This window comes from Nonomuraea cypriaca (assembly GCF_015645445.1).
Classification (GTDB): Bacteria; Actinomycetota; Actinomycetes; order Streptosporangiales; family Streptosporangiaceae; genus Nonomuraea; species Nonomuraea cypriaca.
The window spans coordinates 51,140-77,932 of the sequence record NZ_JADOGI010000017.1 but is presented as its reverse complement, the minus strand read 5'-3'; the positions used below and the strand labels follow the sequence as shown (position 1 = coordinate 77,932).

Below are 26,793 nucleotides of genomic sequence, written 5' to 3'. Positions count from 1 at the left end.
GGTCGAAGACCTCGGGGTCGGGGAACTGCCGCGGGTCCCTGTTGGCGGTCGCCATCCAGGTCATGACCATCTGGTCGGCCGGGATCGTCACGCCGCCGAGTTCGGTCTCACGCATGGTCGTCCTGCCGAGAGCGGCGAACGGGGTGAACAGGCGCAGGGACTCCTCGATCACGGCCGGGATCGTGGAGCGGTCGGCCCGGACCTTGTCCTGCTGCTCGGGGAAGGCGTCCAGGCACAGCACGGTGTTGCCGAGCAGCATCGTCGTGGTGATGTGCCCGGCGAGCAGGAGGAGAATCGCGAAGTTGACCACCTGGTCGTCCGGCAGGCGTTCGCCGTCCACCTCGGCCTCGACCAGCCTGGTGAGCAGGTCGGCGCGCGGCTGTCGCTTGCGCTCCGCGGCGTGGCCGGCGAGGTAGTCGGCCATCTCGTACCACGGTCGCATCGCGGTCTTCACCAGCTCGGTCTGCTCTTCGGAGTCGTCGGTGAGTGAGACCTTGGAGCCGGAGTCGCGCTGGAACAACCCGTCGGCCCATTTCTTGAACAGGGCGCGATCGCTGCTGGGCACCCCCAGCAGCTCGGCGATGACGATGACCGGCAGCGGGTAGGCCAGATCGGCCACCAGCTCCAACCGGCCACGCTCCCGCGCCGCGTCGAGCAGTTCGTGGGTGACGTTGGCGATCCTCGGCTCGAGATCCGCGACGACCTTCCTGGTGAAGGCGCTGCTGACCAGCTTGCGCAGCTTGCCGTGCTCCGGCGGGTCGATCTGGGTGATGAAGCCCGCCAGCGAGAAGTCGTCCATCGACTTCTTCAGGTGCTCGGGTATCACCCGCATGGTGTCGGAGGAGAACGTCGCCGGGTCGTGGAGAACCTTATGAAGCTCCGGGTAACCGTAGACGCTCCACATCCCGCTGGCCGCGTCGAACTCGACCGGCGGGCCGGATCGCGGCCCGTGCAGCCAGAACTGCTGTTCGGGGATGTTGTACCGCTTGACGATGTCGTGCATCGCCGCTCCTTAGTCGTAGATCCACTTGCGGTAGGGCGGGATCAGTTCCTGAAAAATCGAGATGAATTCGGTGGCCGCCGCGGCGAGCACCTCCGCGGTAGGCTCCTCGGCCGGCTCGAAAGCATGCCTCACGGTGAAGGCGAGCGCGTCGGCCCTCGCCTCGACGTCCAGCTCTGTCTCGAGAGCCGGGTAGAGATAGAAGCCCCCCTGCGCGGCGCTCAACGCGTACCGCACGTTGGGCACGTCGGGCCTGAACAGCGCGAACCGCTCCGCCACCTCGAAGAAGCGCTCGGCCGCGAGCACGTCGTGGCTGCGCATCGGATGCTTGGCGAGCTTGCCGAGCAGCTCCGGGTCCGTGGCGATCATCGCCTGGAGCAGCGGCTTGCGGCTCATGGCGAGGAAGGACATCCGCGCGAAGCGGTGCGGCTGCACCTGCGCAGGATCCCGGCGCAACGCCGCGGTGAACTCCTCCACGACCTCGATGGACTCGCGCAGCATCAGCGCCTCGAAGAGCTCGAGCTTGGTGCGCCAGTGCAGGTAGATGGTGCCCTTCCCGACATCGGCCCTGGTCGCGATGTCTTCGACGGTGACCCTCCGATAGCCGTGTTTGAGCAGCAACTCGCCCGCCGCGTCGAGAATCCGGTCCGCTCGCTCAAACACTCGCCCACCTCATGACTAGATACGAAATCTGGTCATCGGTCACGCTACGCCGTGCCGCAGCCCGGTTCAAGACACTCCGCGGTGACGTGCGTCACCTCACGCCGTCATGAGGCCCGCTCCTCGCGGTGCACCGCGCCTGATTTCGGCCATTCGTTCGGTGAAGACACCATGCTTCACCCACCGAGGGAGCCAGTTGCGTGGCCGACCACATAAATGCCATACTCATGTGGCCAGCCACGTAATGTCCAGCCACTGAATTTGGAGTCCTCTGATGACTGCGTTCCGCGCTCTGTGGAGCCCCACCTCCGTGGGTGATCTCCGCCTGAAGCACCGCCTGGCGATGGCCCCGATGACCCGGGACCGCTCCACGCCCGAGGGCGTGCCGACCGAGCTCAACGCCGAGTACTACGCCCAGCGCGCCTCGATGGGGCTGATCGTCACCGAGGGCACCCAGCCCTCCGCCGACGGCCAGGGCTACCTGCTGACGCCGGGCCTGCACACAGAGGAGCAGGTCGCCGGGTGGCGCAAGGTGACCGACGCCGTACACGCGGCGGGCGGGACCATCGTGATCCAGCTCATGCACGCCGGGCGCATCGCCCACCCCGCCAACACCCCGCACGGCCGGCAGCCGGTCGCGCCCTCCGCGGTCCGCCCGTCCGGCGCGATGTTCACCGCGACAGGACCGCGGGAGATGCCGGAGCCACGCGAGCTGTCGACCGCGGAGGTCGGCGCGACGGTACGCGACTTCCGCCGGGCCGCCGCCGCGGCCGTCGACGCCGGCGCCGACGGGGTGGAGATCCACGGCGCCAACGGCTACCTCGTACACCAGTTCCTGTCCAGCAACGCCAACCGGCGCACCGACGCCTACGGCGGCTCGATCGCGGGCCGCATCCGGTTCGCCGTCGAGGTCGCCACCGCCGTCGCCGACGAGATCGGCGCGGGCCGCACCGGCTTCCGCATCTCGCCAAGCAACCCGAACAACGACATCACGGAGGACGACACCGACGCCCTGTACACCGCGCTCGTGCCTGCCCTGGCGCCGTTGAACCTGGCGTACCTGCACGTCCTGCACGGCGGCGACGACGATCTCCTGCGCCGCCTGCGCGCGGCCTGGCCGACCGCCCTGGTGCTCAACCGGGCCGGCGCGGACCTGGCCGACCGCGCCCGTGACGTCGCGAACGGGCTCGCCGACGTCGTCACCGTCGGCGCGCTCGCGCTGGCCAACCCCGACCTGCCCGAGCGGGTACGCTCCAACGCACCGCTCAACACCCCTGACCCGGCCACGTTCTACGGCGGTGGCGAGGCCGGCTACACCGATTACCCCGCGCTCTGAAGGAGTCTCCATGACCGACGTCTCCGCCCAGCAGCAACCACCCAGCACCGCCCACGGCGGGCCGGTCAGCTACGCCATCTTCACGCTGGCCCGTGCCCACCGCGGCTTCGCCGCCGGGATGCTGCGCGAGCTGGGGCTGCACCCCGGGCAGGAGCTCCTGCTGATGCAGCTCATGGACCGCGACGGGCAGACGCAGTCGGAGCTGCTGGAAAGCGTCGGCCTGGACCACTCCACCGTCTCCAAGTCCCTGCGCCGGATGCAGGAGGCCGGCCTGGTCGTCCGCGAGCAGGCCGAACACGACCGGCGCGCCACCCTCGTACGCCTCACCGACAAGGGCCGCGCCATGCGCGGACCCATCGAGCGCATGTGGACCACCCTCGAAGAGACCACGATCCGGGACCTGGACGCCGATCAGGCCCAGGCCCTCATCACCGTGGCCAGGACGATCGAGCGCTCCATCGCCCAGCGCACCCGCCCCCCGGCCGACCGCCGGTAGGCCGCCCGTCATGTAGGTGGAACGGCTAGGGCGTCGCCGGGACGACGCAGTCGCTCTCGTTCTTCGGGACGCGGCCCGTCGGCCAGGCCGCGCCTTCGAGCGCGAGTTCGCCGGCACCGGGGGCGAGGCGGACCACGAACAACGCCTTGTTGTAGGGGTTGCCGGCGTTGGTGAGGCAGATCCAGCCGCTGGCGCCGCGTACGCGCAGGTCGGAGTTGAGCTTGCCGAGGTCCTTCCTGATCCGGTCAGCGGTGGGCACCTCCTGCTCGCTGCTGTGCACGGCGCGCGCCAGCGCGCGGGAGGCGGTGAGCACGACGTCATGGGTGACGATCGTGCGCCCGTCGGCCAGGTCGACCGCGCCCATGGTCCCAGCTTGTTCCGCGATCAGGAGCCGCAGGGCCTCCATCGCGTCCTCGGATTCCCTGAGGTACAACGACGGCTGCCCGGCCTTCACCTTCTCCACTTCGGTGGTCCACGCGTCGGGGTGGGCCGGGCTGGCGTACCGGATGGTCACCGACGGCTTGCCCGACCTCGGGTCGCCTCGTAACAGGGCGCGTTCCGCGTCGTCGAGGCGCTGGTCGAGGGTGGTGGCGTCGGAGCCGGTGATGACGTCGTACGACGCCTTCTCCCTGCAGTACGTGGTGGCCAGCTTCTTGACGAAGAGCTCCAGATGGAAGGCGCGGCCCGCGAAGTAGACGACCTTCGCCCGCGAACGGCAGATGTTGGCGGCGAAGTCCTCGAACTCGTTCGGCGTGACCCCCGGCGACTCCACCCCGGGCGACTCGAAAAGCATGTCCTGGACCCCGGCGGCCGGGTTGCGGCCCTGCCTTGCCGCCGAGAACGTCTCGCGCAGGGACTGGTTGTAGTTGTCGCCCGGCCGGTTGTCGGCGACCAGCGCGGTCTCCTTCCCGGCCAGCGTGGGATCGAAGTTGAGCAGCGCCCGCGCCTGGTCCTTCGAGGTGGACACCACCCGCGCCAGGCCGGGGAACTCCAGCCGGGCGGCGCCTTCCTCGTTGGCGAAGTCGTCGGCGGTCACGACGCTGGCGACGGCCGGGATCCGCAGCGTGTTGGTCACGTACGTCAGCGCCTGCTTGGTCGTCGTGAGGCTCAGGTTGAAACCGGCGATCACCCTCAGGTTCGGCTCCTGTTCCACGAGCCTGCCGACCGTGAACCGCCAGTGCCTGTAGTCCCTGCCCGGGTTGGCGATGACCAGCCGGATCGACGGCCGGGCGGCGTCCGGCCCGTTCGCCTGGGCCTGGGCGAGGTAGGCGCCCTGGACCTCACTGAGTATCTGCCGCCGCACCGCGGGGTCGCCCGACTCCAGGGGGATCAGCAGCGCGACGGTCGCGTGCCTTCTCGCGGCGACCGCGCGGTTCTGCTCGGCGATACGGGCGAAGACCTCGCTCATCCCGGGTACGGCCGGCATGAACACCCCGGCGCCGTCGGAGACCCCCACGCAGTCTCCCTCGTGGATCTCCAGGTTCGTGCCGCAGGGTTCGGGACCCCGCAGCGACCGCTCGACGACGACACCGGCCACGACCACGGCCGCCGCGGTGATGACCGCGGTCAGGGGCCCGGGGATCCGGCGCCTGCGACCGTCCATCGGCTTCGTGGTCTCCGGCGACTCGGCCTGGTCCAGCCGTACCTGGATGAGGCGGCTGGGCAGCGGGTCGTCGTGGTCGCGCAGGCGGCGGTTCGCGACCGCTTCGCGGGCGTCGTAGCGGTGGAGTATCTCCTTCGCGAGGTCACCGGGCGCCACGGCGGCCTGCGCGCCCCGGGCGGGCGCCGCGGCTCCTGGCCCGGCGGTGCTGATGACCAGCGGGTGGAGGCGGAGGTCGTGGGACTCACCGTCGCACGCCTCGAGGATCCTGTCCCTGATGATCCGGCGTGCGGGGATCGTGTCCACCTCGGGCAGCAGGATCATGGGGTGGCGGGCGTGGTTGAGCCGGCGGAACAGGCCGTAGTGGGCGTCGATGTCGGCGAGCAACGCCTCGACGAGCAGCAGCTGCTTCTGGTGGTCGGGCTTCCGCCGCCACTCGTACAGCACCTCGCAGACGGACTCGTCGGTACGCTGGCCGCGGAACCGTCTGGTGCGATACCACCGGAACGTCCGGCGTTCCGGCATCCTGAACGCGTTGATCAGCTTCAGCGCCAGGCTGGGCAGCCCGCTCAGTTGCTGGGTGACGGCCGGGTCGTCGAGCAGGGGCTTGAGCCGTGGGCGCAGCTTGTGGAGGGTGTGCCGGCGTTCCTCCGCGATCGCCCGCTCGATCCGGCCCCTGAGGTCGCTGATCCGCTGGGCGTGGGAGTGCTCCGCCACGGGCCGCCAGTCGTACAGCGCCGTCCTGGCGGTCGCGAACCGGGGAAAGACGATCGGCAGCCCGCGGGCGACCCGGCCTCCGTAACCGCAGCCCTCTGCGATCGTCTGGAGCTGCTCGACGACCTGGAGCTGTGGTTCGAGCCCGTCCTGGACGGCGCTGGGATTGTTCACCGGAACGAGGCCGCGATATCTCCTGATCACTCCCCTGAGCCATTCCAGCATCAGCTCGGTGTCACCCTCGACCTGCACCATCAACGCGCCCTGGCCGCGCCGGAAACGCAACCTGTTCCTGGTGAACCTGTCCCGGTAGGTCAAGTCCGCGAGAACCTGCTCCAGTTGATGCTTCACCTGAACTCCGCGTCGTCGAACGGCGAATTGGGAGCACTCTATTCAGGAAATATGAAGGAGACCCGCGAAATTCGGCAACAGAGATGGCGTCCCCAGGGGACGGGCGGACTCGGTCACTTCTCGCAGAGGGCGGTGTCGCGCGCGGACTCCCACCTTCTGGTGTCCTGGAGGCACAGTAGGCGCTACCGGCGCTCCCCGCCCTCGAGGTAGTGCAGGACCGCGGCGACCCGCCGGTCCGTCCGGTCGGTGGGCGCCAGGTCCAGCTTGGCGAAGATGTTGCGGATGTGCTTGTGCACGGCGCCGTCGCTGACGAACAGCTTCTCGGCGATGGCGGCGTTGCCCAGTCCTTCGGCCATCAGGGCGAGGACGTCGCGTTCGCGCGGGCTGAGCCGGTCGAGCCGGTTGTCCGGCCTGCTGCGCGACAGGAGTTGCGCGACGACCTCGGGATCGATGGCCGTGCCTCCCTCCGCGACCCGCTCCAGCGCGGCCATGAACTCCTGGACCCGGCCCACCCGCTCCTTGAGCAGGTAGCCGAGGCGGGAGCTGCCGTGGGCGAGCAGGTCGGTGGCGAACGCCTGCTCGACGTACGCCGACAGCACGAGCACGGCGAGCTCCGGCCGGCGGCGTCTGGCCTCGACGGCGGCGACGATGCCCTCGTCGGTGTGGCTCGGCGGCATCCGTACGTCGACGATGGCGACGTCGGGCCCGTGGGTGTCGATGGCGGTCAGGAAGCCGTCCGGGTCGCCCGCCGTGGCCACGACGTCTAACCCTTCCGCGCGTAGCAGCAGGGCCAGCCCTTCGCGCAGGAGGAGGTCGTCTTCGGCGATCACGATCCGCATGGCAGGCTCACCTTCAGGGTGGTGGGCCCACCCGGGGGGCTGGTCAGGTCGAACAATCCGTCGTGTGCTTCGGCGCGGCGGCGGATGCCCGCGAGCCCGGATCCGCCGCGGTCGTCGGCTCCGCCGTGGCCGTCGTCGGTGATGTCGAGGTGTAGGCGCTCGTCACGCCGGTGAACGGTGACGGTGGCGTGCCGGGCGCCGCTGTGCTTGGCGATGTTGGTGAGTGCCTCGGCCACCACGAAGTAGGCGGTGGCCTCGACGGACGCGGCGCAGCGGCCGGGCAGGTCGGCGTCGACGATGCAGGGCACCGGGCAGGACGCGGCCAGCCCGGTCAGCGCGTCCGACAGGCTCCTGTCCTCGAGTACGGGGGGCAGGATGCTGCGTACGACCGCGCGGAGCTCGGACAGGGCCTGCTCGGCGGCGCCCTGTGCGCGGTCGAGCACCTCGTCGGCGGTGGCCGGGTCACGGGCCACCGCCCGGCGCGCCGCGCCGAGCAGCACGGTGACGGCGACGAGCCGGTTCTGGGTGCCGTCGTGCAGCGACCGTTCGATCCTGCGCAGCTCGGCGGCGTGCGCGTCGAGCGCCGCCGCGCGGGTCGCGGTGAGTTGCGCGACCCGCAGCGCCAGGTCGGTGCCCGGGTCGGCGGTCAGCAGTCGCCGACCCGTCCACGCCTGCAGCCTGGCCATGCCGGGTGTGAGGAGGAGGAAGAGCGCGATGTAGCCCACGCCGAACACGCACACCGCGACGGCGCTGGGCAGGTCGTCCACCACCCAGAGTCCCAGAGACGAGTCGTTGGCCTCCTGCGCGGGCAGCGCCCACCACCACAGCGGGAACGTGAGGTCGCGCACCGCGCTGAACGGCAGCGTCAGGCCGAGCACGGCGAGGGCCAGCCCGAAGGTGGCGTGGCCGGCGACCCAGCCCAGCTCCCTGCGGGTGGCCGGGCTCGCCAGCGCGTCCCGCAGCCCGGGTGGCGGCGGCTCGGGGCCGATGAGCTCCGGGCCCCAATGAGAGAGCCGCACGCGTTCCCTGTCGGCCACGGCGTGCAGCGCGCGCAGCGCGGTGGGCGCCACGAGCAGTCCCACGCCGATGAGGCAGAGCAGCACCGTCATGGCCAGCCCGGCCAGCGCGATCAGCGCCAGGGCCGCGGTGCCCATCCCGCCGACGAGGTGTTCGAGCCCGTCCAGGGCCACACGCGCACGGGCGATCAGGTCCCACCGGCGGACCGGTCCGCGGCCGGCCTTGGAGTTGGTCGGCATGCTCAGCTCCTGACTCCTGTCAGATCACCGGTCGAGAGTACAGCCTGCTGTACTCCCTATGTCTCATTGGCGGGATCGCTGGCCGCTTCGGTGGTTTGTAGCTTCTGGTGCATGACGAACGGCACCTCGAACAAGGAGCACATCATGACCGGTCCCCAGCAGACTCTCCCGTCCTCCCAGCGTGATCTGAAGCGTCCCTTGCTGTGGCTGCTGCTGATGATCAGCGCGGTCGGCAACGTGGTGGCCAACACCTACGTCAACGGTTTCGTCGGCGCCGGGTTCGGGCTGGCCGCCATGGGCTGCGCCGCCGCGCTGATCAGCCGGCATCGCAAGGGCCGGCGTGACGTGACACGTCCGTGAGCCCGTACGCGGTCACATCTCCAGTCCGGACGAGTCCATCAGCGGCCGTACCTCGATGCCGGCGTCCTGGATGAGCGCGGCCAGCTCCAAGGCCCGTTCCCTGGACTCGCAGTCGACCACGTACTGGCCGGCGACATGTTCCGGGGTCTGGAGGTACGGCCCCTCGGTCACGGTCACCGAGCCGTCCCTGACGCGCACGGCGACGCTGATGGACGGATCGGCGAACGCGTGGCCGCCGATCAGCTCCCCCGCCTGCCGGGCCGCGGTCAGGAACTCCTCATGGTCGAGCCCGGGTAAGGCCGAGTCCAGGTAGAGGTTCAGCACGAACTTCACCGCGGGCTCAGTCCTCTGCTCCGCCCGCGAAGACCACCGGACGCACCTCGATGCCGAGGCCCTCGACGGCGGCGTCCGGGATGAGCGCGGCCAGCTCCAGGGCCCGCTCCTTGCTGTCGCATTCGACCAGGTAGTAGCCGCCGAGGTACTCCTTGGCCTCAAGGTAAGGCCCGTCCGTCACCGCCGGCATGCCGCCCCGGACCCTGACCACCGCGCTCTGCGACGGGTCGGCCAGCGCGGCGGTGCCGACCAGCTCCCCTGACTTCTTGATCGCCTCCATGAACGGCCCGTGGCCGTTCATCACCTCGTTCCGCGCCTCCTCGGTCATCGCGTCCCAGACCTGCGGGTTCATGTGCATGATCAACAGGTACTTCACGTCGTCTCCTTCGATGGTCGTCTCTGGAAGCGGTCGGAGCCGGTGCCACGACTTCGACATTTCCACTGTGCCTGACGGCAAGAATCTCGCCGCCGCTCCGACCACTCACCGGAGGCATGCCTCACCTGGGCATGTTCTACCCAACGACCAGCAGAGGAGAAGGCGCATGACTCTTCCGCGCATCGGCGTCAGCCTGCCGCACTTCGGACCGTACGCAGGTCCGGACGCCGTCGTCACGGTGGCCCAGGCCACCGAACGGCTCGGCTTCCACGCCGTGTCCACGAGCGATCGGCTGCTCATCCCCGCGGGACCGGGCTGGGACAACGACGCGGGCCTGCCGCAGTCCCACGTGTGGGATTCGCTGGAGATGCTGACCTGGGCGGCCGCGCACACCCGGCGGATCCGCGTGGCCACCGGCATCCTGAACTCGATCTTCGAGTCACCCGTCGTCCTGGCCCGCCGGCTGGCCACGCTCGACCGGCTGTCGCGGGGCAGGTTGGACGTCGGCCTCGGTCAAGGCGGCGGCACCCGGCTGCCGCCGTTCTACATCCCCGAGGAGTTCGCCGCGGCGGGAGTGCCGACCGGCCGCAGAGGCGCCGGGTTCGTCGAGCACGTGGCCGCGATGCGCGCCTGCTGGGCCCCGGATCCCGTCGAGTTCCACGGTGAGCACTACGACGTCCCGCTGTCCATGGTCGGCCCGAAGCCGTGGGGGGACCGCATCCCGCTGCGCTTCGGCGCGATCACCCGCCCCACCATCGAACGGGCGGCCCGCATCGGGGACGGCTTCGTCACCACCGCGGTCGACTGGGACGACACGCGTACGCAGGTCCGCTGGTACCGCGCGGCCGGCGGCACCGGCACCGTCGTGGTGAACGCGATCCAGTCCTACCGCGACGACCGCGTGTCCCCCGCTGTCTTCACCGACGCCGTGCTGACCGATCTCCACCGCGCCGCGGCCCTCGGGGCCGACGAGATGCACGTCACGCTCAACTTCCTGCCGCTCCGGCCGGAGGAGCAGGTGGAGCTGCTTGAGGCGCTCGCGGCCAAGGTGGGGCTGCCCACGCCCTAACGACGAGCGGCGCCAGGGGCGGCGTCACGGGCCGGCACCCGTACGGGCCGCCAGGTGGTCACCAGTGCCATGGCGAGGAGCAGCTCGGCGAGGTCGCCGCCGTAGTACATGATCTCCGCCGCGCCCCGGACCTGCTCGGGAGGCGCGGGCACGTCGATCCACAGCCCGGCGTACATCAGCTGGGACAGCCCGCTGTGCACCGCGACGGCCACCCCCAGGACGACGAGCCGGTGCGGCACCGGGGGGCGGTGCGGGGCCGGGTCGGGACCGGCGATCGCCCAGGAGAACAGGCACCCGGCCAGCAGGAAGTGCAGGTGCACCAGATGATGCACCGGCTCGCTGACCGTGGTCAGCCGATAGAGCGGAGTGCAGTACAACACGACCATGCCGCCCACGGACAGCACCAGCGCGGTGACCGGGGCGCCGAGAACACGGAAGGCACGGCACCGGAGCAGGGCGGTGAGCCGGCGCGCGCGGGCGGCGGGCAGCGTCCGCAGCAGCAGGGTGACGGGAGCGCCGAGCACCAGGGCCGGCGGCGCCAGCATGCCGATGAGCAGGTGCTGCACCATGTGCCCGCGGAAGTCATGGCCGGCCACCGGACCGGTCAGCGCGAGCACGAGCAACGCGCACCCGGTGCAGAAGCTCACGCCGCGCCACGTGCTCCATCCACGCGCGCGGCCGGACGCCAGCAGGTATCCGGCCGCCGCCAGGGCCACCAGGACGACGGGCAGCGAGCCGCCGCCGTGATGCGCGGTCACGAAGGACGACCGGGGTCGATCAGGCTCGCCCCGCGTTGCAGCGCCCACCCGCCGGCGATCAGCAGGGCGCCGAGCACCAGGAAGCCCAGGTCCCACCAGGCCTGGTACGGCCCGGTGCGTACGTGGTGGATGCCCAGGATGTGGTGATCGATGATGCCTTCCACCAGGTTGAACAGGCCCCAGCCGACCAGGATCCAACCCCACAGGGCACGCGATCGCCACACCCGGCCGCGAGCGTGCGTGACCCGCGAGTAGAGCAACCCCAGCCCCACCAGCACCGCGAGCCACGTGAACGTATGGAACAAACCATCCCACACGGTGTTCATCCGCAGGCCGGGCACGGTGTCGGGCGAGTAGTACCGCACGCCGATGTTGTCGGTGTCGGTGCTGCTCAGCATGTGGTGCCACTGCAGGAGCTGATGCAGCAGGATCCCGTCGGCGAACCCGCCCAGACCTATCCCCAGAATCGTGCCGGGAACGGCGATGTCCCGCCGCGTGCCCGCCGTACTCGTGTTCTCCACCCGGACCGCCCTTCTGTCGGTTCACCGTGTATGGCCACGCCGTGGCAGGGCAGTGGCCTGGCGTGCGAGCGCCGCCGTCCGCCGAGGTCACCTGGCCGGTGATGTACCACCGCTGGTCGAAGATGACCTTCATCCACTGGCGGTATCCCCCCGCTCTCGTGCAGTCCCTGCTACCGGACTTCCTCACGGTCGAGAGCTACGACGGGGACGCCTGGATCGGGCTGACGCCCTTCCTCATGGAAGGGGTACGCGTCCCGTTCACCCCTGCGGCCCCTTGCCTGTCCCGGTTCCCAGAGACCAACCTGCGCACTTACGTACGCGATGCGCGCGGGCGCAGCGGCCTCTGGTTCCTGTCCCTGGACGCGGGAAGCCTCCCCGCCGCGCTCGGCGGACGTACCGGTTACGGGCTGCCGTACTTCTGGTCCGACATGTCGGTGAGCGACGACGGGACACTCACGCGCTACACGTCCCGCCGGCGCCTGCCCGGCCCCTGCGGCGCCCGTTGCGACGTGACTGCGGAGACGGGAAGCCCGCTGGCGGAAGGCGAGTGCGACGAACTGGCGCACTTCCTGACCGCCCGTTTCCGGTTGTTCACCCGCGTGGCCGGTCGGCCGGCCTCCGCCGCGGTCGAACACCCGCCCTGGCCGCTCCACCGCACCCGCCTGGCCCACCTGGACCAGGACCTGCTCCAGAGCGCCGGGCTGCCGGCCCCCGACCGGCCTCCCGTCGTGCATGCCTCCCCCGGCGTGCAGGTACGGGTGGGTATGTGGAGGTGGTGAGGTCAGGGGTTGCCGCCCATGACCTGGCGGATCACGTCGCGGACCCGGTCCATCATCGCCAGGGGTGTGCCGGCCAGCACGTTCTTGGCGGCGGACTCGGTGCCGGGATGCGGATGGGTGGGCGCCATCGCCTCGGCCGCCTTGACCCCGGCCGCCAGGCTGCGCCGCTCGGCGACCGAGGTGTGGCCGCGCAGCTGGGTGAACTCGTAGCGCTCCTCGCTGCGGGCATGCGCCTCCACGGCGGCGCGCAGCATGAGCAGCTTCCCCATGAAGTCCGGCGCGTCGGCGCCCATCTCGTCCATCTCCACGAGCAGCTGCTTGGCCTCGTTCTCCTCGGCGAGCCGATCATCGACGACGCCGTCGCCACCGTCGATCTTGCGGCGGGCGTAGGGGTGGACGATCTCCTCCTCGGCGGTCTCGTGCACGGCGAGCAGGCGTACCAGCCGGGTGAACGCCTCGCCGCGCTGACCGGCGGGCGCCTGCTCGACCTCGTCGAACAGGTCCCTGATCATCGCGTGCTGGGCCACCAGCAGCTCGATCACGTCGGTCTCGCCCATCTTCTCCGGCGCCGTCTGTGCAGTCATGATCATCCTCCCCTTGGCTACGCAGGGTGACTACCCGGGCACCGACCCGTCACGCGCGGCCTTGCCATCTCCATCCCTTTCGGGGAGGCGGTCGAGAGATTGCCGCCCCACTCCCCGGGTAGGCCGGGATCCGCATGCCCAGACCGGAGTCGAGCCGCCGTCGAGGAGGAACGTTCCGGCAGGCCAGGGGGCGATCAGCCGGCTCAAGGGAGCACTTTCATGACCTTCAATCCACTTCGAGAGCGGGGCATCCCGCTCGACAGACAGCTACGCAACTGGCGTGAGCTCAACGTCACGCCGATCGATCCCGATCACGCGGACCCGTACACGCGGTGCCGGATCATCACGATGAACGGGATCGAGACGGAGGCCGTCTTCTTCAGCCACCACCTCGCCCGCCACTGCCCGGACACCGAGATCAGGCAGCAGCTCGCCCGGGTGCGCTACATCGAGGCCCAGCAGCAGAAGGCGGTCAACTGGCTGCTGCCCGGCCTGGCCTCGGTGCTGGAGACCACGCTCGCGTACGAGCAGGTCGCCGTGGACCTGACCGCCTGGGTCGCCCGCATGGAGCCGGACGCGTACCTGCAGCAGGCCTACCAGTTCGGCGTGCTCGAGGACTTCGACCACCTCTACAGGTACGCCAACCTGTACGAGATGATCGAGCACCGCAAGGCCGAGAAGATCGTCGACCAGCTCACCGAGGTCATGCCGGGCCGGCCCACGATGATGCACCACCGGGACCCGATGGACAACGTGCGCGAGCCGTACGACAGGAACAACACCGCGCCGATCAGCAAGCTGCACGCGCTGACCATCATGGCCGCCGAGCAGCAGACCATGAACTTCTACATGAACGTCGGCCCGATGTACATGGAGCCGATCGCCCGCCAGCTCTACCAGGAGATCGGGCTGATCGAGGAGGAGCACGTCACCCACTACGAGTCGCTCGTCGACCCCGGCGAGAGCTGGTGGGAGATGCTGCTCAACCACGAGTACAACGAGTGCTACCTGTACCACTCGTTCATGGAGACCGAGTCGGATCCCAAGGTGAAGAGCATCTGGGAGCTGCACCTGAACATGGAGCTGGAGCACCTGCGACTGGCGGCCGAACTGTTCAAGCGCTTCGACGGCCGCGAACCCGAGCAGGTGTGCGCGCCTGAGCTACCCGCCCCGGTGACGTTCGAGCCGAACAAGGCGTACCTGCGCGAGCTGATCGCCACCCAGATCGACTACACCACCCTGGGGACGGGCTACGTGCAGGAGGCCCACGAGCGGTTCGAGAAGATGCAGGAGGCCCTGATGGGCGGCGAGAAGCCGCCGTCGGAGCGGGTCATCGACGACAACCGGGCCAGGTCCGGCCACGAGTACCGTCTGCAGACGGAGGGAGAGCACCCGGTTCAGAGCCTGGCGCTCAACCGCTGACGCCCACGAGAGGCCGGGCACGTCATACGGGTGGGCCCGGCCGCTCTCCTCGGTGACGTCCTTTTCCGCCGTCCCCACGACTCCGCCTTGCGCGGGGCCGCCTCTCCTGCGTACCGTAGCAACTACACAAAGCGTGAAGTTTCGGCGGGATGCAGGAGTACGGCATGCAGTATCTGCTCGTCCGGCAGCGGTTCACCGACTATGACGTGTGGCGTAAGGCGTTCGACAGCCTGGCGGACATGAGAGCCGCCGCCGGCATGCGTACGACCCTGGTCAGCGTCAACGCCCAGGAGTCCGACGAGGCCGTCGTGCTGTTCGAGTGCGCCGACGCCGAGGCGATGCGGCACCACTTCGCCTCGGACGCGCTCAAGGAGGCGCATCAGCGCGCCGGCGTGGTGCCCGGCACCAATCAGGTCACCGCCCTGCTCCCCCGCTGAGCTCCTGGGTCAGCCCAGGGCATCGGCGCCGTCGGCCGTTCCTGGGCCGATCGAGCCCGGCGAATAGTAGCGCCGCAGCCACCGCGCCAGCCCGTCGAGCCCGGGGAGCAGCACCCGCTCGGTGATGTTCGCCTGGTCCAGGCGCTGCCTGATCTCCGCCTTGACCTCGGCCGGGATCATCCATTCTCGAAGGTCGGGGCGCACGTGGCGAGCATCTCGGTGGAGAACACGAGCGCTCCCTCGGCTTCGAGGATCCGCCGCAGCGAGCCTGGGTCGCCGAGTCCTTCAGCCCAGCGCCTGCCTACTTGTTGCCCGGCTCGTGGGTCCGGCTGCCGAACTCGGTGTGACCGTTGGGGCACTTCGGAATCTTGGCGCCTTCCTTCACCGACACCTTCTCGCCGCACTTCGCGCAGTGGAAGACACCCGCCTTCTGCGCCTTCTCGCCGGCATGTGCCACCATCGGATTCTCGCTCTCTGTCATGTCTCGATCGCTTTACGTGTCGCTGCACTACCCATCGAAACCGCGCATAGCCGCTACCGGGGGACGTTTCTCCCCTGCCGAGGGGGGCAGGCGCGATCAGCATGAGCGCATCCGACATCATCAACGATTGGCCGCAGGAGTCCCGCGACACCTATCGCGGCCCCGCAGGGGAAGGTGGGAGCAGAAGCGGCTGACCCCCACGACCGCACCGGCCGCGCAGGGAGACCGAGGGTGGTGAGGAGGGGTCGTGAACGAGATTCATGGGATGTGCGAGCCCCGGTTCGGCGCCGTCCGCGACGCGTTCGCACGCAACTTCGACGACGGCCGGGAGTTCGGCGCCTCGGTGGCCGTCTATCAGCGCGGACGGGCCGTGGTGGACCTGTGGGGCGGCTCGGCCACCGCTCAGGAAGAATGGCGGCAGGACACCGTCGCGCTCCTGGCCTCCGCCACGAAAGGGCTGGTCGCCGCCGCCGCCATGCTGCTGGTCGATCGAGGACAACTCGACCTCGACGCGCCCGTCGCGGACTACTGGCCGCAGTTCGCCGCCGAGGGGAAGGCGGCGATCCCGCTGCGGTGGGTGCTGGGACACCGGTCCGGCGTGGTGACCATCGACCCGCCGTTGACCCTGGCCGACATCGAGCAGAGCACCCCGGTCATCGAGGCCCTCGCCGCCGCCAAGCCCGCGTGGCGGCCGGGGCAGGCGCACGGATACCACTGCCTGACCATGGGCTGGCTGGTCGGCGAGGTCATCCGCCGCGTCACGGGGCTCCCGGCCGGGCGGTTCTTCGCCGCGGAGATCGCCTCCCCGCTGGCACTCGACCTGTACGTCGGCCCGCCCGGCGGCCGGCACGACCGGCTGGCCGACCTCGTGGTCCCGACCGGGCAGCAACTCCTGCGGGGGCGTCCCGATCCGGGACTCGGCGGGCTCAACCAGGCCATCTGCGACCCCGCGTCGCTCTTCCACCGCTCGACCTTCGGCAGCTTCGTGCTGACGGCCGACCCGCTGGCCAGCGTCCACCAGGCGGAGATCCCCTCCTGCGGCGGCGCCGGCAACGCCGCCGGTCTCGCCCGGCTCTACGCCGCGCTCATCGGCGAGGTCGACGGGATCAGGATGCTGCGTCCGGAGACCGCGGACCGGGCGCGTACCGTCGAGGCGAGCGGGATGGATCTCGTCCTGCGCTGTCAGACGTCGTACGGCCGGGGCTTCATGCTGCCCGGCGGACCGATGTGGCCCGGCACGTGCTCGCCCACGGCGTTCGGCCATGCCGGGGTCACCGGGGCGTTCGCCTTCGCCGACCCGGACAACGACCTCGCCTTCGCCTACGTGCCCAACCGCATGGCCGAACTCATCGAGGGCGGCCACGACCGGGCGCGTGACCTCATCGAGGCCACGCACCGCTGCGCGATCAGCTGACCGTCACGCGCCGGCCGCTACGCGACCAGGTGACCGTCACGCGCCGGCCGGCCGCTGCTCGATCAGATGCCAGTCACCTCGCCGGCCGGCCGCTGCGCGACCAGGTGACCCGCGCCGGCCGGCTGGCGCTCGCGTTCGAGGTGGGACTTCAGCCGCATCAGGTCCTGCCGCAACCTGCGCGCCGGATCCGCGCCGAGGAGCTTCGCGATGGCGTGCCCGGCCGCGCCGGCCACCGGGTTGTACGCGAGCCGCACGTGAAGGCGGGTCCTGCCGCCGTCCGCCGGGGTCAGGCCCAACGCGCCCGTGTGCGCGATGAGCTGGCCCTCCGTGGATTTCCAGGCGATCTCCCTGCCCTCTTCGCGCTTGGTCTCGGTGGCGTCGAACCGGATCGGCACCCCGGCGGGGCCCTTGATCACCCAGTGGGAGAGCCGTCCGTCGGGCGAGCGGCGTACCTCCTGCACGTCGGGCATGAGCCTGGCGAACACCGAGTAGTCGCTCACCAGCGCCCAGATGGTGTCGGCGGGCGCGCCGATCTCAATGGCCTCGGTGATGTCGACCGCGTTCCTGCCGGCGTTGATCCCGGTCAGGCGGCGCAGCGGGAGATTCGTCGCCATGCGGGTGGCCAGCACCGCGCCCGCGCCCATGACCGCCCACGACACCGGCCTGGGCAGCCGGCGCGACAGCGCCCACAGGGCGGCGGCGGCCGTACCGGCGAAGAGCCTCGCGGTCGGCGACCATTGCTGCTGCAGCAGCTCGGGGACCGGCTCGCGGCGGCGGCCCCCGCCCTGCAGCAGCGGCACGCCCTCGGCGTCGTGGTGTGTGGTCCAGCTCGCGTGGACCTTCTTGACGCCGGGGATGTGCCGGACGGCCCGGCGGGCGCGCTCGTCCTCCGTGTCGAGCACGTCTCCCTCCAGCGACACGACGCGGTCGCGTACGTGGACCTCCACCGCGTGCGGATGGCTGACGTGGCGGCCCAGCTCGGCGCGTACCCGCTCGTACAGCACGCGGTCGTCCACGGACCTGCCGGTGAACCGATACCGGACCGCCGCCGCCGACCCTCGGCCGCGGTTGCCCAGGTCCCTGCACAGGATTCCCACGCCGTCCCGCAGCTCGTGCGTGGTGTGCGCGGTCTTGTCGCGGACCCTGGCCCGGCGCGTCCGCCCTCTGACCGGATCGAACAGGTACGCGGCCGCCGCCCCGGCGCAGGCGCCCGCCCCGGCCGCGATCACGGCCCGTGACAGCACCGGCCGCCGCTCCTCGACGATCGTGCCGCGAAAGGCAGTTGTACGCATGACGGTCAACCCCCAAGCTCGTACGTCGTTCCCCCTGTCCTGCCCGGGGAACGGAGCCCATCACCCCCGGTCAGGGCGATGCTCGAGCAGGAGCAGCGCGATGTCGTCCGCGTGCCGCTCGGTGTGCGGGGCGTGGCTCAGCATGGTGCCGGCGAGGTGGTGCAGGGACTCGGCCGACGCGCGCGTCATGTGCTCGGCCAGACTCCCGATGGCCTCGTCGAGGTCGATGCCGGGGCTCTCGACCAGGCCGTCGGTATAGAGCGCGAGCAGGGCGCCCGGCGGGAACGGCGCCTCCAGGATGGGATAGCAGGCGTCGGGGTCGACGCCGAGGACGACGCCGGTGGGCACGTCGATGGTCTCCGCGGGCACGTTCGGCGGGCGCAGCAGCGGCGGCGGGTGTCCCGCGCTGGCCACGCACAGCGTACGCAGCTGCAGGTCGACGTAGACGAGCAGGCAACTCGTGAACAGGTCGGTGTCCACGTCGATGAGCAGGCGGTTGGTGTGCTTGAGCACCTCGCCGGGGCTCACGCCGGCGACCGCGTGGGCGTGGATGGCGGTACGCACCTGACCCATGAGCGCGGCGGCCGTCATGTTGTGCCCCTGGACGTCACCGATGACAGCCGCGGCCGAGGTGTCGGTCAACCGGATCAGGTCGTAGAAGTCGCCGCCGATGCCGGTTTCCGGAGTGGCGGGCACGTAGCGGGCCGCCACGCCGAGTCCGGGGACCGGCGGCAGGCTGCGCGGGAGCAGGGACCTCTGGAGGCTGTGGGCGAGCCGGTCCTTGGTGTCGTACAGGAGGGCGCGGTCCAGGGCCTGGGCAATCAGCCCGGCCAGCGCGGTGAGGCTGGCGCACTCTTCGGCGGCGAAGTGGTGCGAATCGCCGAAGGTGAGTACGCAGATGCCCATGGTCTCGTCGGAGACCGTGAGCGGCAGGAACGCCCAGGCGGCCATCTCGTCATCGAACGCGACGTGCGGATACAGCCGGCGGAGTTCGCTACGGGCCATGAACACGGGTTCGCCGGTTCGCAGCACGTCCTCGGCGGGGAAGGGCGAGGCCAGCGTCATTCCGTCGAACCGATCGAGGAGGGCGTGCTTGTATCCGCGTGAGCCGATGAGCCTCAGCTTGCCGCCCTCGGCGACCAGCATCGCCATGCCCTGGGCCTTGAACACGGGCATGACATGGTCGGTGATCAGATCGATGATCTCCTGTACGCTCAGCGCCCGGGTCAGCGCCGCCGACACGTGGAGGAGGTTGTAGAAGACGTCCACCCGCGGCAGCCCGCGTGAGCCGAAGTATTCGCGAGTGTACTGCTCGATCGGCCGGCTCCCCGCGGCCGGCGTGACGCGCAGGCTGATCCCGGCCGGATCAGGGAACAACTCGAACGTCAACATGCGGCCGGTGGGACATCGCACGACGCAGGACGTGGCCTCCTGGCTGACCGACGCGGCCCGGCAGCGGTCGTCGAACACCGGGTCCTTCAGCCATGGCGCCACGTCCCAAAGGTGCCGCCCGAGCAACCCGGGCACGTCGCCGCCGAGCAGGTCGGCCGCCAAACCGTTGACGAAGGTGATGCGGCCCGCCAGATCGATCGCGACGCAACCTTCGCGGAGCCGGTCGACGTACCTGGCCGCGCCCACGGCATGGGCCTCGGCCACCTGGGGCTCAGGTGGAGGCACGACGCGGGGCCGGCTCGTATGGCGTGGCGCGTACCCGTTCCCGGTTTCCTGCAACAGGGCGGCGAGCTTGCCGGAGGCGAGTTCCATGACCTCGGCCTCGTCCTGGGCGAGGTCGTACGGATGCGACGCCGGCCACATCAGCACGAACGAGCCCCACAGCCGCGAAGGGGTCTGGATCGGGGCGGCGGCCGCCGCGAACCGGTAGGGCAGGGCGATGGCGGTCGTGGGGAAGCGACAGGCGAGGTCCTGGTGGTCGGGCACCCAGATCAGCTCCCGGCGGCGGGCGGCGGCGGCCACCGGGACGGCGGCGTCGAGCCTGACCGTGGTCCACGGCTTGACGATCTCGGGAGGCAGCCCGATCTCGGCGTCCATCAGCAGGCTCTGCCCGTCGTGGGTCAGCAGGTAGACCGCGCCGATGTGGGCGCCGGTGTCGCGTACGGCTTGGGAGAGCACCTCATCCACCCCGGACGCATGCCGTTGGGCACCCCCGTCCGCTCGAGTGTGCACGGGTTACCCCGCTCCGTTTCGCGGCGACAACATAGCCCCTCTCGATGGATCAGCCATATTTCCGACTGTAGGGGCCCACGTTCGGCGCAAGTACCCGCATTGCCCGTTCCTGGCTACTAGCTGGGACGAACATGGATTTTCTAACAATATCGCCGTATATGCCACTAAAAGCGACGGACCTTACACGCAGCGCGGCGGACCCTCGACAGCCCGGGGCAATTGGCGGGCGGGCTCGACCTGGCCACGATCGGCGCGCACAGCGTGGGGACGGCCGACGGCGGGGCCGGCATGCCGGTCACCGGCTGGGAGACCGGCGGCGGCGACCTGCGCGGTCCCGTACGAGGACCGATTTCCCCGCCTGATCGGCGTCACGGTTTGAAGCGGTAACCCATGCCGGGCTCGGTGATCAGATGTGCGGGGTCCGCCGGGTCGCGTTCGAGTTTGCGGCGGATCTGGGCCATGTACTGGCGCAGGTAGTGGGTCTCCTTGACGAACCTCGGACCCCACACCTCGGTGAGGATCTGCCGTTGGCTGATCAGCTTGCCGGGGTGGCGGAGCAGCAGCTCCAGAATGTGCCACTCCGTCGGAGTCAGGCGTACGTCGCCGGAGACCGTCTTGTTGGTCAGGTCGACGACGTGGTCGCCGAGTTGGATGCTGGCCAGCTCGCCCTCCTGGATGGACGCGCGCCGGCCCACGGCCCGCACCCTGGCCAGCAGCTCGTCGATGCCGAACGGCTTGGTGACGAAGTCGTCGGCGCCGGCGTCCAGAGCCTGGATCTTGTCCTGGTTGCCGGCCCGGCCGGACAGCACGATGATCGGGACGGTGGTCCAGCCGCGCAGACCGTGGATGACCTCCACCCCGTCCAGATCGGGCAGCCCCAGGTCGAGGATGACCAGGTCCGGCGTGTGGTCGACGGCGGCACGCAGGGCGGAGGCGCCGTCGGCGGCGACCGTGACCTCGTACTTGCGGGCGACCAGGTTGATGCGGAGCGCGCGCAGGATCTGCGGCTCGTCGTCCACCACGAGGATGCGGGTCACGACGTCACCGCCCTGCTGGCGATGGGCAGTGTCAGGATCATGGTGAGACCTCCCCCTGGTGTCTCCTCGGGTACCAGCGTGCCGCCCATCGCCTCGGTCAGGCCGCGTGAGAGCGCCAGGCCGAGGCCGACACCCGAGTGGTTGTCGCGGTCCCCGAGCCGCTGGAACGGCTGGAAGACCCGGTCGTGGGCCTCGGGCGGGATGCCGGGCCCCCGGTCCATCACGCGGACCTGCACGTGGTCGCCGTGCCGGCTCGCGGTGATCAGCACCGTCTTGCCGGGCGGGCTGTAGCGGACCGCGTTGGACATGAGGTTGACCAGCACCCGCTCCAGCAGGGCCGGGTCGGCGAGGATCTCGGGCAGCTCCACGGACAGGTCGCCCTCGATCCGGTCGCGTACCGGGCCGAGGTCGTCGATGGCGCGCGGGACGACCTCCTCCAGTGCCAGCGGCTGCGGGCTCGCGCCCAGCACGCCGGCCTGCAGGCGGCTCATGTCGAGCAGGTTCGCCACCAGCCGGGACAGCTTGTCCAGGGACTCCTCCGCGGTGGCCAGCAACTCGGCGCGGTCGTGGTCGCTCCAGGCGATGTCCGTGTTGCCGAGGCTTTCGACCGCGGCCTTGGCCGAGGCGAGCGGCGTACGCAGGTCGTGGCTCACTGCGGCGAGCAACGCGGTGCGCATCCGGTCGGCCTCGGCGAGCGGGCGGGCCTGCTCGGCCGCCTCCTGGAGGCGTTCCTGGCGCAGCGCGACGGCGGCCTCGGCGGCGAACGCCTCCAGCACGGGACGGTCGGCGGCGTCCAGCGGCCCACCCTTGGCGGCCATGATCATGTCGTCGTCGATCACCACGTCCGTGTCCGACTGGCCGGGGCAGGTGGACGGGGCGCCGCCCGAAGTGGCCACGATCCGCCAGGCGTCCGGGTCCGACTGGTAGTCGGGGGTGCGGGCGGCCTCGGGGCGGCGTTCCAGCAGGGTGACGGAGGTCAGGCCGAACGTCTCCCGCGTACGTTCCAGCAGGGACGACACGGCGGCCTCCCCGCGCAGCACGTGCCCCGCCAGCGTCGACAGCGACTCGGCGTCGGCGCTCGCGCGGGCGGCCTCGCGGGTGCGGCGGGCGGCGATGTCCACGATCGTGCTGACCGCGGCGGCCACCAGGACGAACACGACCAGGGCGAACAGGTTCTCAGGATCGGCGATGGTCCAGGTGTAGACGGGCGGCGTGAAGAACCAGTTGAGCAGCAGCGACCCGCCGACGGCCGCGGTGATGGCCGGCCACATGCCACCGGCCAGCGCGACGCCGACGGTCAGGCAGAGGAAGAACAGGATCTCGCTGGGCAGCGACAGCACACCGCGGAACGGCGACAACAGGGCGGCCAGCGCCGGCATCCCGGCCACCGCCAGGACCCAGCCGGTCAGCCGCCGCGCGCGCGTGAGCACGGCCCGCGAGTGGGCCGGCCGCCTGCGGCCCTTCTTGGCCTCCTCGTGGGTGATCATGTGGACGTCGATGGAGCCCGACCTGGCGGTCGTCTCCACCCCGACGCCCCGCGAGAAGAGCTGGGCGAACCTCCCCCTCCTTGACGCGCCCAGCACGAGCTGGGTGGCGTTGACGCCGCGGGCGAAGTCCAGCAGGGACCCCGGGATGTCGTCGCCGACGACCTGGTGGTAGGTCCCGCCCATGCTCTCGACCAGGACGCGCTGGCGGGCCAGGCTCGCCGGATCCGCTCCGGCCAGCCCGTCGGCGCTGGTCACGTGCACCGCCAGCAGATCGGCCCCCTTGGTACGGGCGGCGATGCGGGCGGCTCTGCGTACCAGCGTGTCGCCTTCAGGTCCGCCGGTCAGGGCGACCACGACCCGCTCCCGCGTCTCCCAGGTCTTGGCGATGCCGTGGTCGGCGCGGTAGCGGTCGAGCTGGTCGTCGACCTTGCCCGCGACCCACAGCAGGGCCAGCTCGCGCAGCGCGGTCAGGTTGCCGACGCGGAAGTAGTTCGACAGCGCGGCGTCGACCTTGGCCGGGGTGTAGATGTTGCCGTGGGCCATCCGGCGGCGCAGCGCCTGGGGCGACATGTCGACCAGCTCGACCTGGTCGGCCCGCCGTACGACCTCGTCGGGCACGGTCTCGCGCTGCGGCACGCCGGTGATCTCCTGGACCACGTCGTTGACGGACTCCAGGTGCTGGATGTTGACCGTGGAGACGACGTCGATGCCGGCGTCCAGGATCTCGTCGATGTCCTGCCAGCGCTTGATGTTCTTCGAGCCGGGCACGTTGGTGTGGGCCAGCTCGTCGATCAGCGCCACCTTGGGCGCGCGGGCGATCACCGCCTCGGTGTCCAGCTCCGTGAACGTCGCCCCCCTGTGCGTCATGGTCCTGCGCGGGATGATCTCCATGCCCTCCAGCAGGGCGGCGGTGCGGCTGCGGCCGTGGGTCTCGACGAAACCCACGACCACGTCACGGTCGCGCTCCACCGCCCGGCGGCCCTCGCCGAGCATCGCGTACGTCTTGCCCACCCCGGGAGCCGCCCCGAGGTAGACCCGCAGGCGGCCCCGGATCATGAGCGGTCGAGCGCCAGGTTGAGTTCGAGCACGTTGACGGCGGGTTCGCCCATGAAGCCGAGCGCCCGGCCGGTGGTGTGCTCGTCGATCAGCGCCCTGACCCGATCGACCGCCAGCCCGCGCTCCCTGGCCACGCGTGGCGCCTGGAGTTCGGCGTAGGCGAGCGAGATGTGCGGGTCCAGGCCGGAACCGCTGGCCGTCACCGCGTCGGCGGGGACGACGGGGGTGCCCGCGTCGCCCCTGACCGGGACGGTCCGGCCGGCGGCGTAGTCCTCGCCCGGCCTGGCGCACTCCACCCGCAGCCCCTCGTACTCCGCCACGAAGGGGGCGGCCGGGCATGCCCGGTTGACGCTGACGGCCCGGTGGGGGAAGACCTTCAGCACCGCGCCCACCCCGTCGGGCGTGCAGTACGGCCGCGCGCCGTTGACGCCTTCCAGCTCGCCGACCGCCTTGGACCTGGCGCACACCTGGGTGAGCAGCGACTGCCTGCCCTCGTCGGACCCGTTCTGCAGCGTGTCCACGATGTCCTCGGGGCCCAGGTTGCTGGCGCTGGTGGAGGTGGGGTCGTAGCCGTCGCCGGCGGCCGAGGGGCGGGACTGGAAGTAGTTCTTGAGCGGGTTGCCGTCGGCGTCCGTGAAGGACTGGCCGATGATCGCGCTGCCGACCGCCTTGCCGTCCTTCTCGACGATCGAGCCGTTGGCCTTGTCGTTGAAGAGCGCCTGGGCGACGCCGGTGGTGACCAGCGGGTAGATCAGGCCGAGCAGCACGGTGAAGACGGCGACCGCCCGGATCGCGGCGAGATGCTGGCGCAGCCAGCTGGGCAGACGTTCCATTACGACATCCCCGGAAGGAACTGGATCAGCAGGTCGATGACTTTGATGCCGATGAACGGCGCGATGATGCCGCCAAGGCCGTAGACGTACAGGTTGCGGGACAGGAGCTTGGAGGCGCTGGAGGGGCGGTAGCGGACGCCGCGCAGGGCGAGCGGGATCAGCGCGATGATGACCAGCGCGTTGAAGATGACCGCGGCGAGGATGGCCGACTGGGGGCTGGCCAGGCGCATGACGTTGAGCGCGTCCAGGCCCGGGTAGACGGCCGCGAACATGGCCGGGATGATCGCGAAATACTTGGCGATGTCGTTCGCGATCGAGAACGTCGTCAGCGCGCCCCGCGTGATGAGCAGCTGCTTGCCGATCTCGACGATCTCGATGAGCTTGGTCGGGTTGGAGTCCAGGTCGACCATGTTCCCGGCCTCCTTGGCCGCGGAGGTGCCGGTGTTCATGGCGACGCCGACGTCCGACTGGGCCAGGGCCGGGGCGTCGTTGGTGCCGTCGCCGGTCATCGCGACCAGCCGGCCGCCCTCCTGCTCCCTTTTGATCAGCGCCAGCTTGTCCTCGGGCGTCGCCTCGGCCAGGAAGTCGTCCACCCCGGCCTCGTCCGCGATAGCCTTGGCGGTCAGCGGGTTGTCACCGGTGATCATGACGGTCCTGATGCCCATCCTGCGCATCTCGTCGAACCGCTCCCGCATGCCCTGCTTGACCACGTCCTTGAGGTGGATGACGCCGAGCACCCGGCCCTTCTCGGCCACGACCAGCGGGGTGCCGCCGGAGGCCGAGATGCCGTCCACGAGGTGCCCGATGTCGCCGGTCGGGTGGCCGCCGTGGTCGCGTACCCACTTCATCACCGCCGTGGCCGCGCCCTTGCGGACCTCGCGGCCGTCCAGGTTGACCCCGGACATCCGGGTCTGGGCGGTGAACTGCACCCACTCCGCGCCGTGCAGCTCGCGCTCGCGCAGGCCGTACCTCTCCTTGGCGAAGACCACGATCGAGCGGCCCTCGGGCGTCGCGTCGGCGAGGCTGGACAGCTGCGCCGCCTCCGCGAGCTCCTTCTCGGTGACGCCGTCCACGGGGACGAACTCGCTGGCCTGCCGGTTGCCCAGGGTGATGGTGCCGGTCTTGTCCAGCAGCAGCGTTGACACGTCGCCGGCGGCCTCGACCGCGCGGCCGCTCATCGCGAGCACGTTGCGCTGCACGAGACGGTCCATGCCGGCGATGCCGATGGCCGACAGCAACGCGCCGATCGTGGTCGGGATCAGGCACACCAGCAACGAGACCAGGACGACGCCCGTGACGCCGTCGGCGTTCAGCGCGAGCGAGTCAGGCACGCCGGGGTTGGTGAGCTTGGCGTAGATGGCCAGCGGCTGCATGGTGACGGTGGCGACCAGGAAGATGATCGTCAGCGCGGCCAGCAGGATGTTGAGCGCGATCTCGTTCGGCGTCTTCTGCCGGTTCGCGCCCTCCACCAGGGCGATCATGCGGTCGATGAAGCTCTCGCCCGGCTTCTGCGTGATCCGGACGATGATCTTGTCAGACAGCACCTTCGTGCCACCGGTGACCGCCGAGCGGTCGCCGCCGGACTCGCGGATGACGGGGGCGGACTCGCCGGTGATGGCCGACTCGTCCACGGAGGCGATCCCGTCCACGACGTCACCGTCGCCGGGGACGATCTCCCCGGCCTCGACGATCACGAGGTCGCCCTGCCTGAGCTCGGGCGCGCCGACGGTCTCCCACGCGTCGTGCCGCCGCTCGTCCTTGAGCCTGCGGGCCTGGGTGTCGGTCTTGGCCCTGCGCAGGGTCGCGGCCTGCGCCTTGCCGCGGCCTTCCGCGACGGCCTCGGCGAGGTTCGCGAAGATCGCGGTCAGCCAGAGCCACACGGCGATGGCCCAGGCGAAGAAGGAAGGGTCGAGTACGGCCAGCACCGTGGTGAACACGGCGCCGATCTCGACGATGAACATCACGGGGTTGCGCCACAGCGTGGCGGGGTTGAGCTTCTTGAGCGCGTCCGGCAGCGAGACGATCAGCTGTTTGGGGTCCAGCAGACCGCCGCCCACGCGGCCGGTGCGCTTGGGGTCGGGAGCCTGGCCCGGCGCCTGGAGCACTGGGGTCGACATA

27 protein-coding genes are annotated in these 26,793 nt (G+C 70.4%); 9 read left to right on the top strand and 18 right to left on the bottom strand.

Annotated elements, in window-relative coordinates; genetic code table 11:
- Both ITP53_RS08405 and ITP53_RS08400 read right to left on the bottom strand, forming a co-directional pair.
- On the bottom strand, window positions 1–1,003 hold a 1,003-nt coding region (locus ITP53_RS08405), incomplete at its 3' end, for a cytochrome P450 (RefSeq protein ID WP_195894735.1).
- A 9-nt stretch (window positions 1,004–1,012) separates the two neighbouring features.
- Window positions 1,013–1,663, bottom strand: coding sequence for a TetR/AcrR family transcriptional regulator (locus tag ITP53_RS08400; RefSeq protein ID WP_195894734.1), 651 nt, complete (start codon window positions 1,661–1,663; stop codon window positions 1,013–1,015).
- A 271-nt stretch (window positions 1,664–1,934) separates the two neighbouring features.
- Here ITP53_RS08400 and ITP53_RS08395 point away from each other — a divergent pair, with 271 nt between their 5' ends.
- Together ITP53_RS08395 and ITP53_RS08390 are read left to right on the top strand one after the other, a co-directional pair.
- The gene (locus tag ITP53_RS08395) at window positions 1,935–2,996 is read left to right on the top strand and encodes an alkene reductase (protein WP_195894733.1); all 1,062 of its coding nucleotides are present in this window, start codon (window positions 1,935–1,937) and stop codon (window positions 2,994–2,996) included.
- 10 nt (window positions 2,997–3,006) lie between these two features.
- Window positions 3,007–3,492 carry a MarR family winged helix-turn-helix transcriptional regulator gene (locus ITP53_RS08390; RefSeq protein ID WP_195894732.1) on the top strand — a complete coding sequence of 162 codons (486 nt, stop codon included), beginning with the start codon at window positions 3,007–3,009 and terminating at the stop codon, window positions 3,490–3,492.
- 25 nt (window positions 3,493–3,517) lie between these two features.
- Here the strand turns inward: ITP53_RS08390 and ITP53_RS08385 are convergent, their stop codons facing one another.
- The 3 genes from ITP53_RS08385 to ITP53_RS08375 all read right to left on the bottom strand — a co-directional run bounded on the left by ITP53_RS08385 (window position 3,518) and on the right by ITP53_RS08375 (window position 8,252).
- Entirely contained in the window at window positions 3,518–6,157 is a 2,640-nt protein-coding gene (locus ITP53_RS08385; protein WP_195894731.1) for a type 1 periplasmic-binding domain-containing protein, read from the bottom strand.
- A gap of 182 nt (window positions 6,158–6,339) precedes the next feature.
- Window positions 6,340–6,996: a response regulator transcription factor gene (locus ITP53_RS08380; RefSeq protein WP_195894730.1), complete on the bottom strand. Its 657-nt coding sequence runs from the start codon at window positions 6,994–6,996 to the stop codon at window positions 6,340–6,342.
- Window positions 6,984–8,252, bottom strand: a complete 1,269-nt coding sequence (locus ITP53_RS08375; RefSeq protein WP_195894729.1) for a sensor histidine kinase — start codon at window positions 8,250–8,252, stop codon at window positions 6,984–6,986. Before ITP53_RS08375 ends, ITP53_RS08380 begins: the two co-directional genes overlap by 13 nt.
- A 111-nt stretch (window positions 8,253–8,363) precedes the next feature.
- Between ITP53_RS08375 and ITP53_RS08370 the strand changes: the two genes are divergently transcribed.
- Window positions 8,364–8,612: a hypothetical protein gene (locus ITP53_RS08370; protein WP_207755662.1), complete on the top strand. Its 249-nt coding sequence runs from the start codon at window positions 8,364–8,366 to the stop codon at window positions 8,610–8,612.
- Between the two features lie 12 nt (window positions 8,613–8,624).
- On the opposite strand, the gene ITP53_RS08365 is transcribed toward ITP53_RS08370, so the two are convergent.
- Both ITP53_RS08365 and ITP53_RS08360 read right to left on the bottom strand, forming a co-directional pair.
- Window positions 8,625–8,945 (bottom strand): YciI family protein, encoded by a 321-nt coding sequence (locus ITP53_RS08365; RefSeq protein ID WP_195894728.1) that lies wholly within the window; start codon window positions 8,943–8,945, stop codon window positions 8,625–8,627.
- Window positions 8,946–8,952: 7 nt separating this feature from the next.
- Window positions 8,953–9,321, bottom strand: coding sequence for a YciI family protein (locus ITP53_RS08360; RefSeq protein ID WP_195894727.1), 369 nt, complete (start codon window positions 9,319–9,321; stop codon window positions 8,953–8,955).
- Between the two features lie 166 nt (window positions 9,322–9,487).
- Here ITP53_RS08360 and ITP53_RS08355 point away from each other — a divergent pair, with 166 nt between their 5' ends.
- On the top strand, window positions 9,488–10,390 hold the full coding sequence (locus tag ITP53_RS08355; protein WP_195894726.1) for a TIGR03619 family F420-dependent LLM class oxidoreductase: 903 nt from the start codon (window positions 9,488–9,490) through the stop codon (window positions 10,388–10,390).
- Here the strand turns inward: ITP53_RS08355 and ITP53_RS08350 are convergent.
- Both ITP53_RS08350 and ITP53_RS08345 read right to left on the bottom strand, forming a co-directional pair.
- Window positions 10,387–11,148 carry a cytochrome c oxidase assembly protein gene (locus ITP53_RS08350; RefSeq protein WP_328814310.1) on the bottom strand — a complete coding sequence of 254 codons (762 nt, stop codon included), beginning with the start codon at window positions 11,146–11,148 and terminating at the stop codon, window positions 10,387–10,389. The two genes, ITP53_RS08355 and ITP53_RS08350, sit on opposite strands and share 4 nt — an antisense overlap.
- Window positions 11,145–11,669, bottom strand: a complete 525-nt coding sequence (locus tag ITP53_RS08345; protein ID WP_195894725.1) for a DUF2243 domain-containing protein — start codon at window positions 11,667–11,669, stop codon at window positions 11,145–11,147. The genes ITP53_RS08350 and ITP53_RS08345 overlap by 4 nt, the downstream gene beginning before the upstream one ends.
- 41 nt (window positions 11,670–11,710) lie before the next feature.
- On the opposite strand from ITP53_RS08345, the gene ITP53_RS08340 reads away from it, so the two are divergent.
- Entirely contained in the window at window positions 11,711–12,448 is a 738-nt protein-coding gene (locus tag ITP53_RS08340) for a YqjF family protein (protein WP_195894724.1), read from the top strand.
- A gap of 2 nt (window positions 12,449–12,450) precedes the next feature.
- On the opposite strand, the gene ITP53_RS08335 is transcribed toward ITP53_RS08340, so the two are convergent.
- Window positions 12,451–13,032: a hemerythrin domain-containing protein gene (locus tag ITP53_RS08335; protein ID WP_236050577.1), complete on the bottom strand. Its 582-nt coding sequence runs from the start codon at window positions 13,030–13,032 to the stop codon at window positions 12,451–12,453.
- A 219-nt stretch (window positions 13,033–13,251) separates the two neighbouring features.
- Between ITP53_RS08335 and ITP53_RS08330 the strand changes: the two genes are divergently transcribed.
- Together ITP53_RS08330 and ITP53_RS08325 are read left to right on the top strand one after the other, a co-directional pair.
- Window positions 13,252–14,454 (top strand): hypothetical protein, encoded by a 1,203-nt coding sequence (locus ITP53_RS08330; RefSeq protein ID WP_195894723.1) that lies wholly within the window; start codon window positions 13,252–13,254, stop codon window positions 14,452–14,454.
- 164 nt (window positions 14,455–14,618) lie between these two features.
- A complete protein-coding gene (locus tag ITP53_RS08325; protein WP_195894722.1) occupies window positions 14,619–14,891 on the top strand; it encodes a hypothetical protein in 273 nt (90 codons plus the stop codon).
- 9 nt (window positions 14,892–14,900) lie between these two features.
- Here the strand turns inward: ITP53_RS08325 and ITP53_RS08320 are convergent, their stop codons facing one another.
- Both ITP53_RS08320 and ITP53_RS08315 read right to left on the bottom strand, forming a co-directional pair.
- Window positions 14,901–15,095 carry a hypothetical protein gene (locus ITP53_RS08320; RefSeq protein ID WP_195894746.1) on the bottom strand — a complete coding sequence of 65 codons (195 nt, stop codon included), beginning with the start codon at window positions 15,093–15,095 and terminating at the stop codon, window positions 14,901–14,903.
- A 97-nt stretch (window positions 15,096–15,192) separates the two neighbouring features.
- On the bottom strand, window positions 15,193–15,372 hold the full coding sequence (locus ITP53_RS08315; RefSeq protein ID WP_207755660.1) for a zinc ribbon-containing protein: 180 nt from the start codon (window positions 15,370–15,372) through the stop codon (window positions 15,193–15,195).
- Between the two features lie 247 nt (window positions 15,373–15,619).
- Between ITP53_RS08315 and ITP53_RS08310 the strand changes: the two genes are divergently transcribed.
- Window positions 15,620–16,786 (top strand): serine hydrolase domain-containing protein, encoded by a 1,167-nt coding sequence (locus tag ITP53_RS08310; RefSeq protein ID WP_207755659.1) that lies wholly within the window; start codon window positions 15,620–15,622, stop codon window positions 16,784–16,786.
- 62 nt (window positions 16,787–16,848) lie between these two features.
- Here ITP53_RS08310 and ITP53_RS08305 read toward each other — a convergent pair whose 3' ends face one another.
- Window positions 16,849–18,078: an SRPBCC family protein gene (locus ITP53_RS08305; protein ID WP_195894721.1), complete on the bottom strand. Its 1,230-nt coding sequence runs from the start codon at window positions 18,076–18,078 to the stop codon at window positions 16,849–16,851.
- Between the two features lie 60 nt (window positions 18,079–18,138).
- Entirely contained in the window at window positions 18,139–20,217 is a 2,079-nt protein-coding gene (locus tag ITP53_RS60145; RefSeq protein ID WP_207755658.1) for a SpoIIE family protein phosphatase, read from the bottom strand.
- A 264-nt stretch (window positions 20,218–20,481) separates the two neighbouring features.
- Here ITP53_RS60145 and ITP53_RS08295 point away from each other — a divergent pair, with 264 nt between their 5' ends.
- The gene (locus tag ITP53_RS08295; protein WP_195894745.1) at window positions 20,482–20,649 is read left to right on the top strand and encodes a hypothetical protein; all 168 of its coding nucleotides are present in this window, start codon (window positions 20,482–20,484) and stop codon (window positions 20,647–20,649) included.
- Here the strand turns inward: ITP53_RS08295 and ITP53_RS08290 are convergent.
- Genes ITP53_RS08290 through kdpB form a run of 4 tightly spaced genes read right to left on the bottom strand, consistent with a single transcriptional unit; the run spans window position 20,631 to window position 26,792 of the window.
- The gene (locus tag ITP53_RS08290; protein WP_195894720.1) at window positions 20,631–21,299 is read right to left on the bottom strand and encodes a response regulator; all 669 of its coding nucleotides are present in this window, start codon (window positions 21,297–21,299) and stop codon (window positions 20,631–20,633) included. The genes ITP53_RS08295 and ITP53_RS08290 overlap by 19 nt on opposite strands.
- Window positions 21,296–23,842, bottom strand: coding sequence for an ATP-binding protein (locus ITP53_RS08285; protein ID WP_195894719.1), 2,547 nt, complete (start codon window positions 23,840–23,842; stop codon window positions 21,296–21,298). Before ITP53_RS08285 ends, ITP53_RS08290 begins: the two co-directional genes overlap by 4 nt.
- Window positions 23,839–24,675 (bottom strand): potassium-transporting ATPase subunit C, encoded by an 837-nt coding sequence (locus ITP53_RS08280; protein ID WP_195894718.1) that lies wholly within the window; start codon window positions 24,673–24,675, stop codon window positions 23,839–23,841. Before ITP53_RS08280 ends, ITP53_RS08285 begins: the two co-directional genes overlap by 4 nt.
- Entirely contained in the window at window positions 24,675–26,792 is a 2,118-nt protein-coding gene (gene kdpB / locus ITP53_RS08275; RefSeq protein WP_195894717.1) for a potassium-transporting ATPase subunit KdpB, read from the bottom strand. Before kdpB ends, ITP53_RS08280 begins: the two co-directional genes overlap by 1 nt.
- Window position 26,793 lies beyond the last annotated feature (1 nt).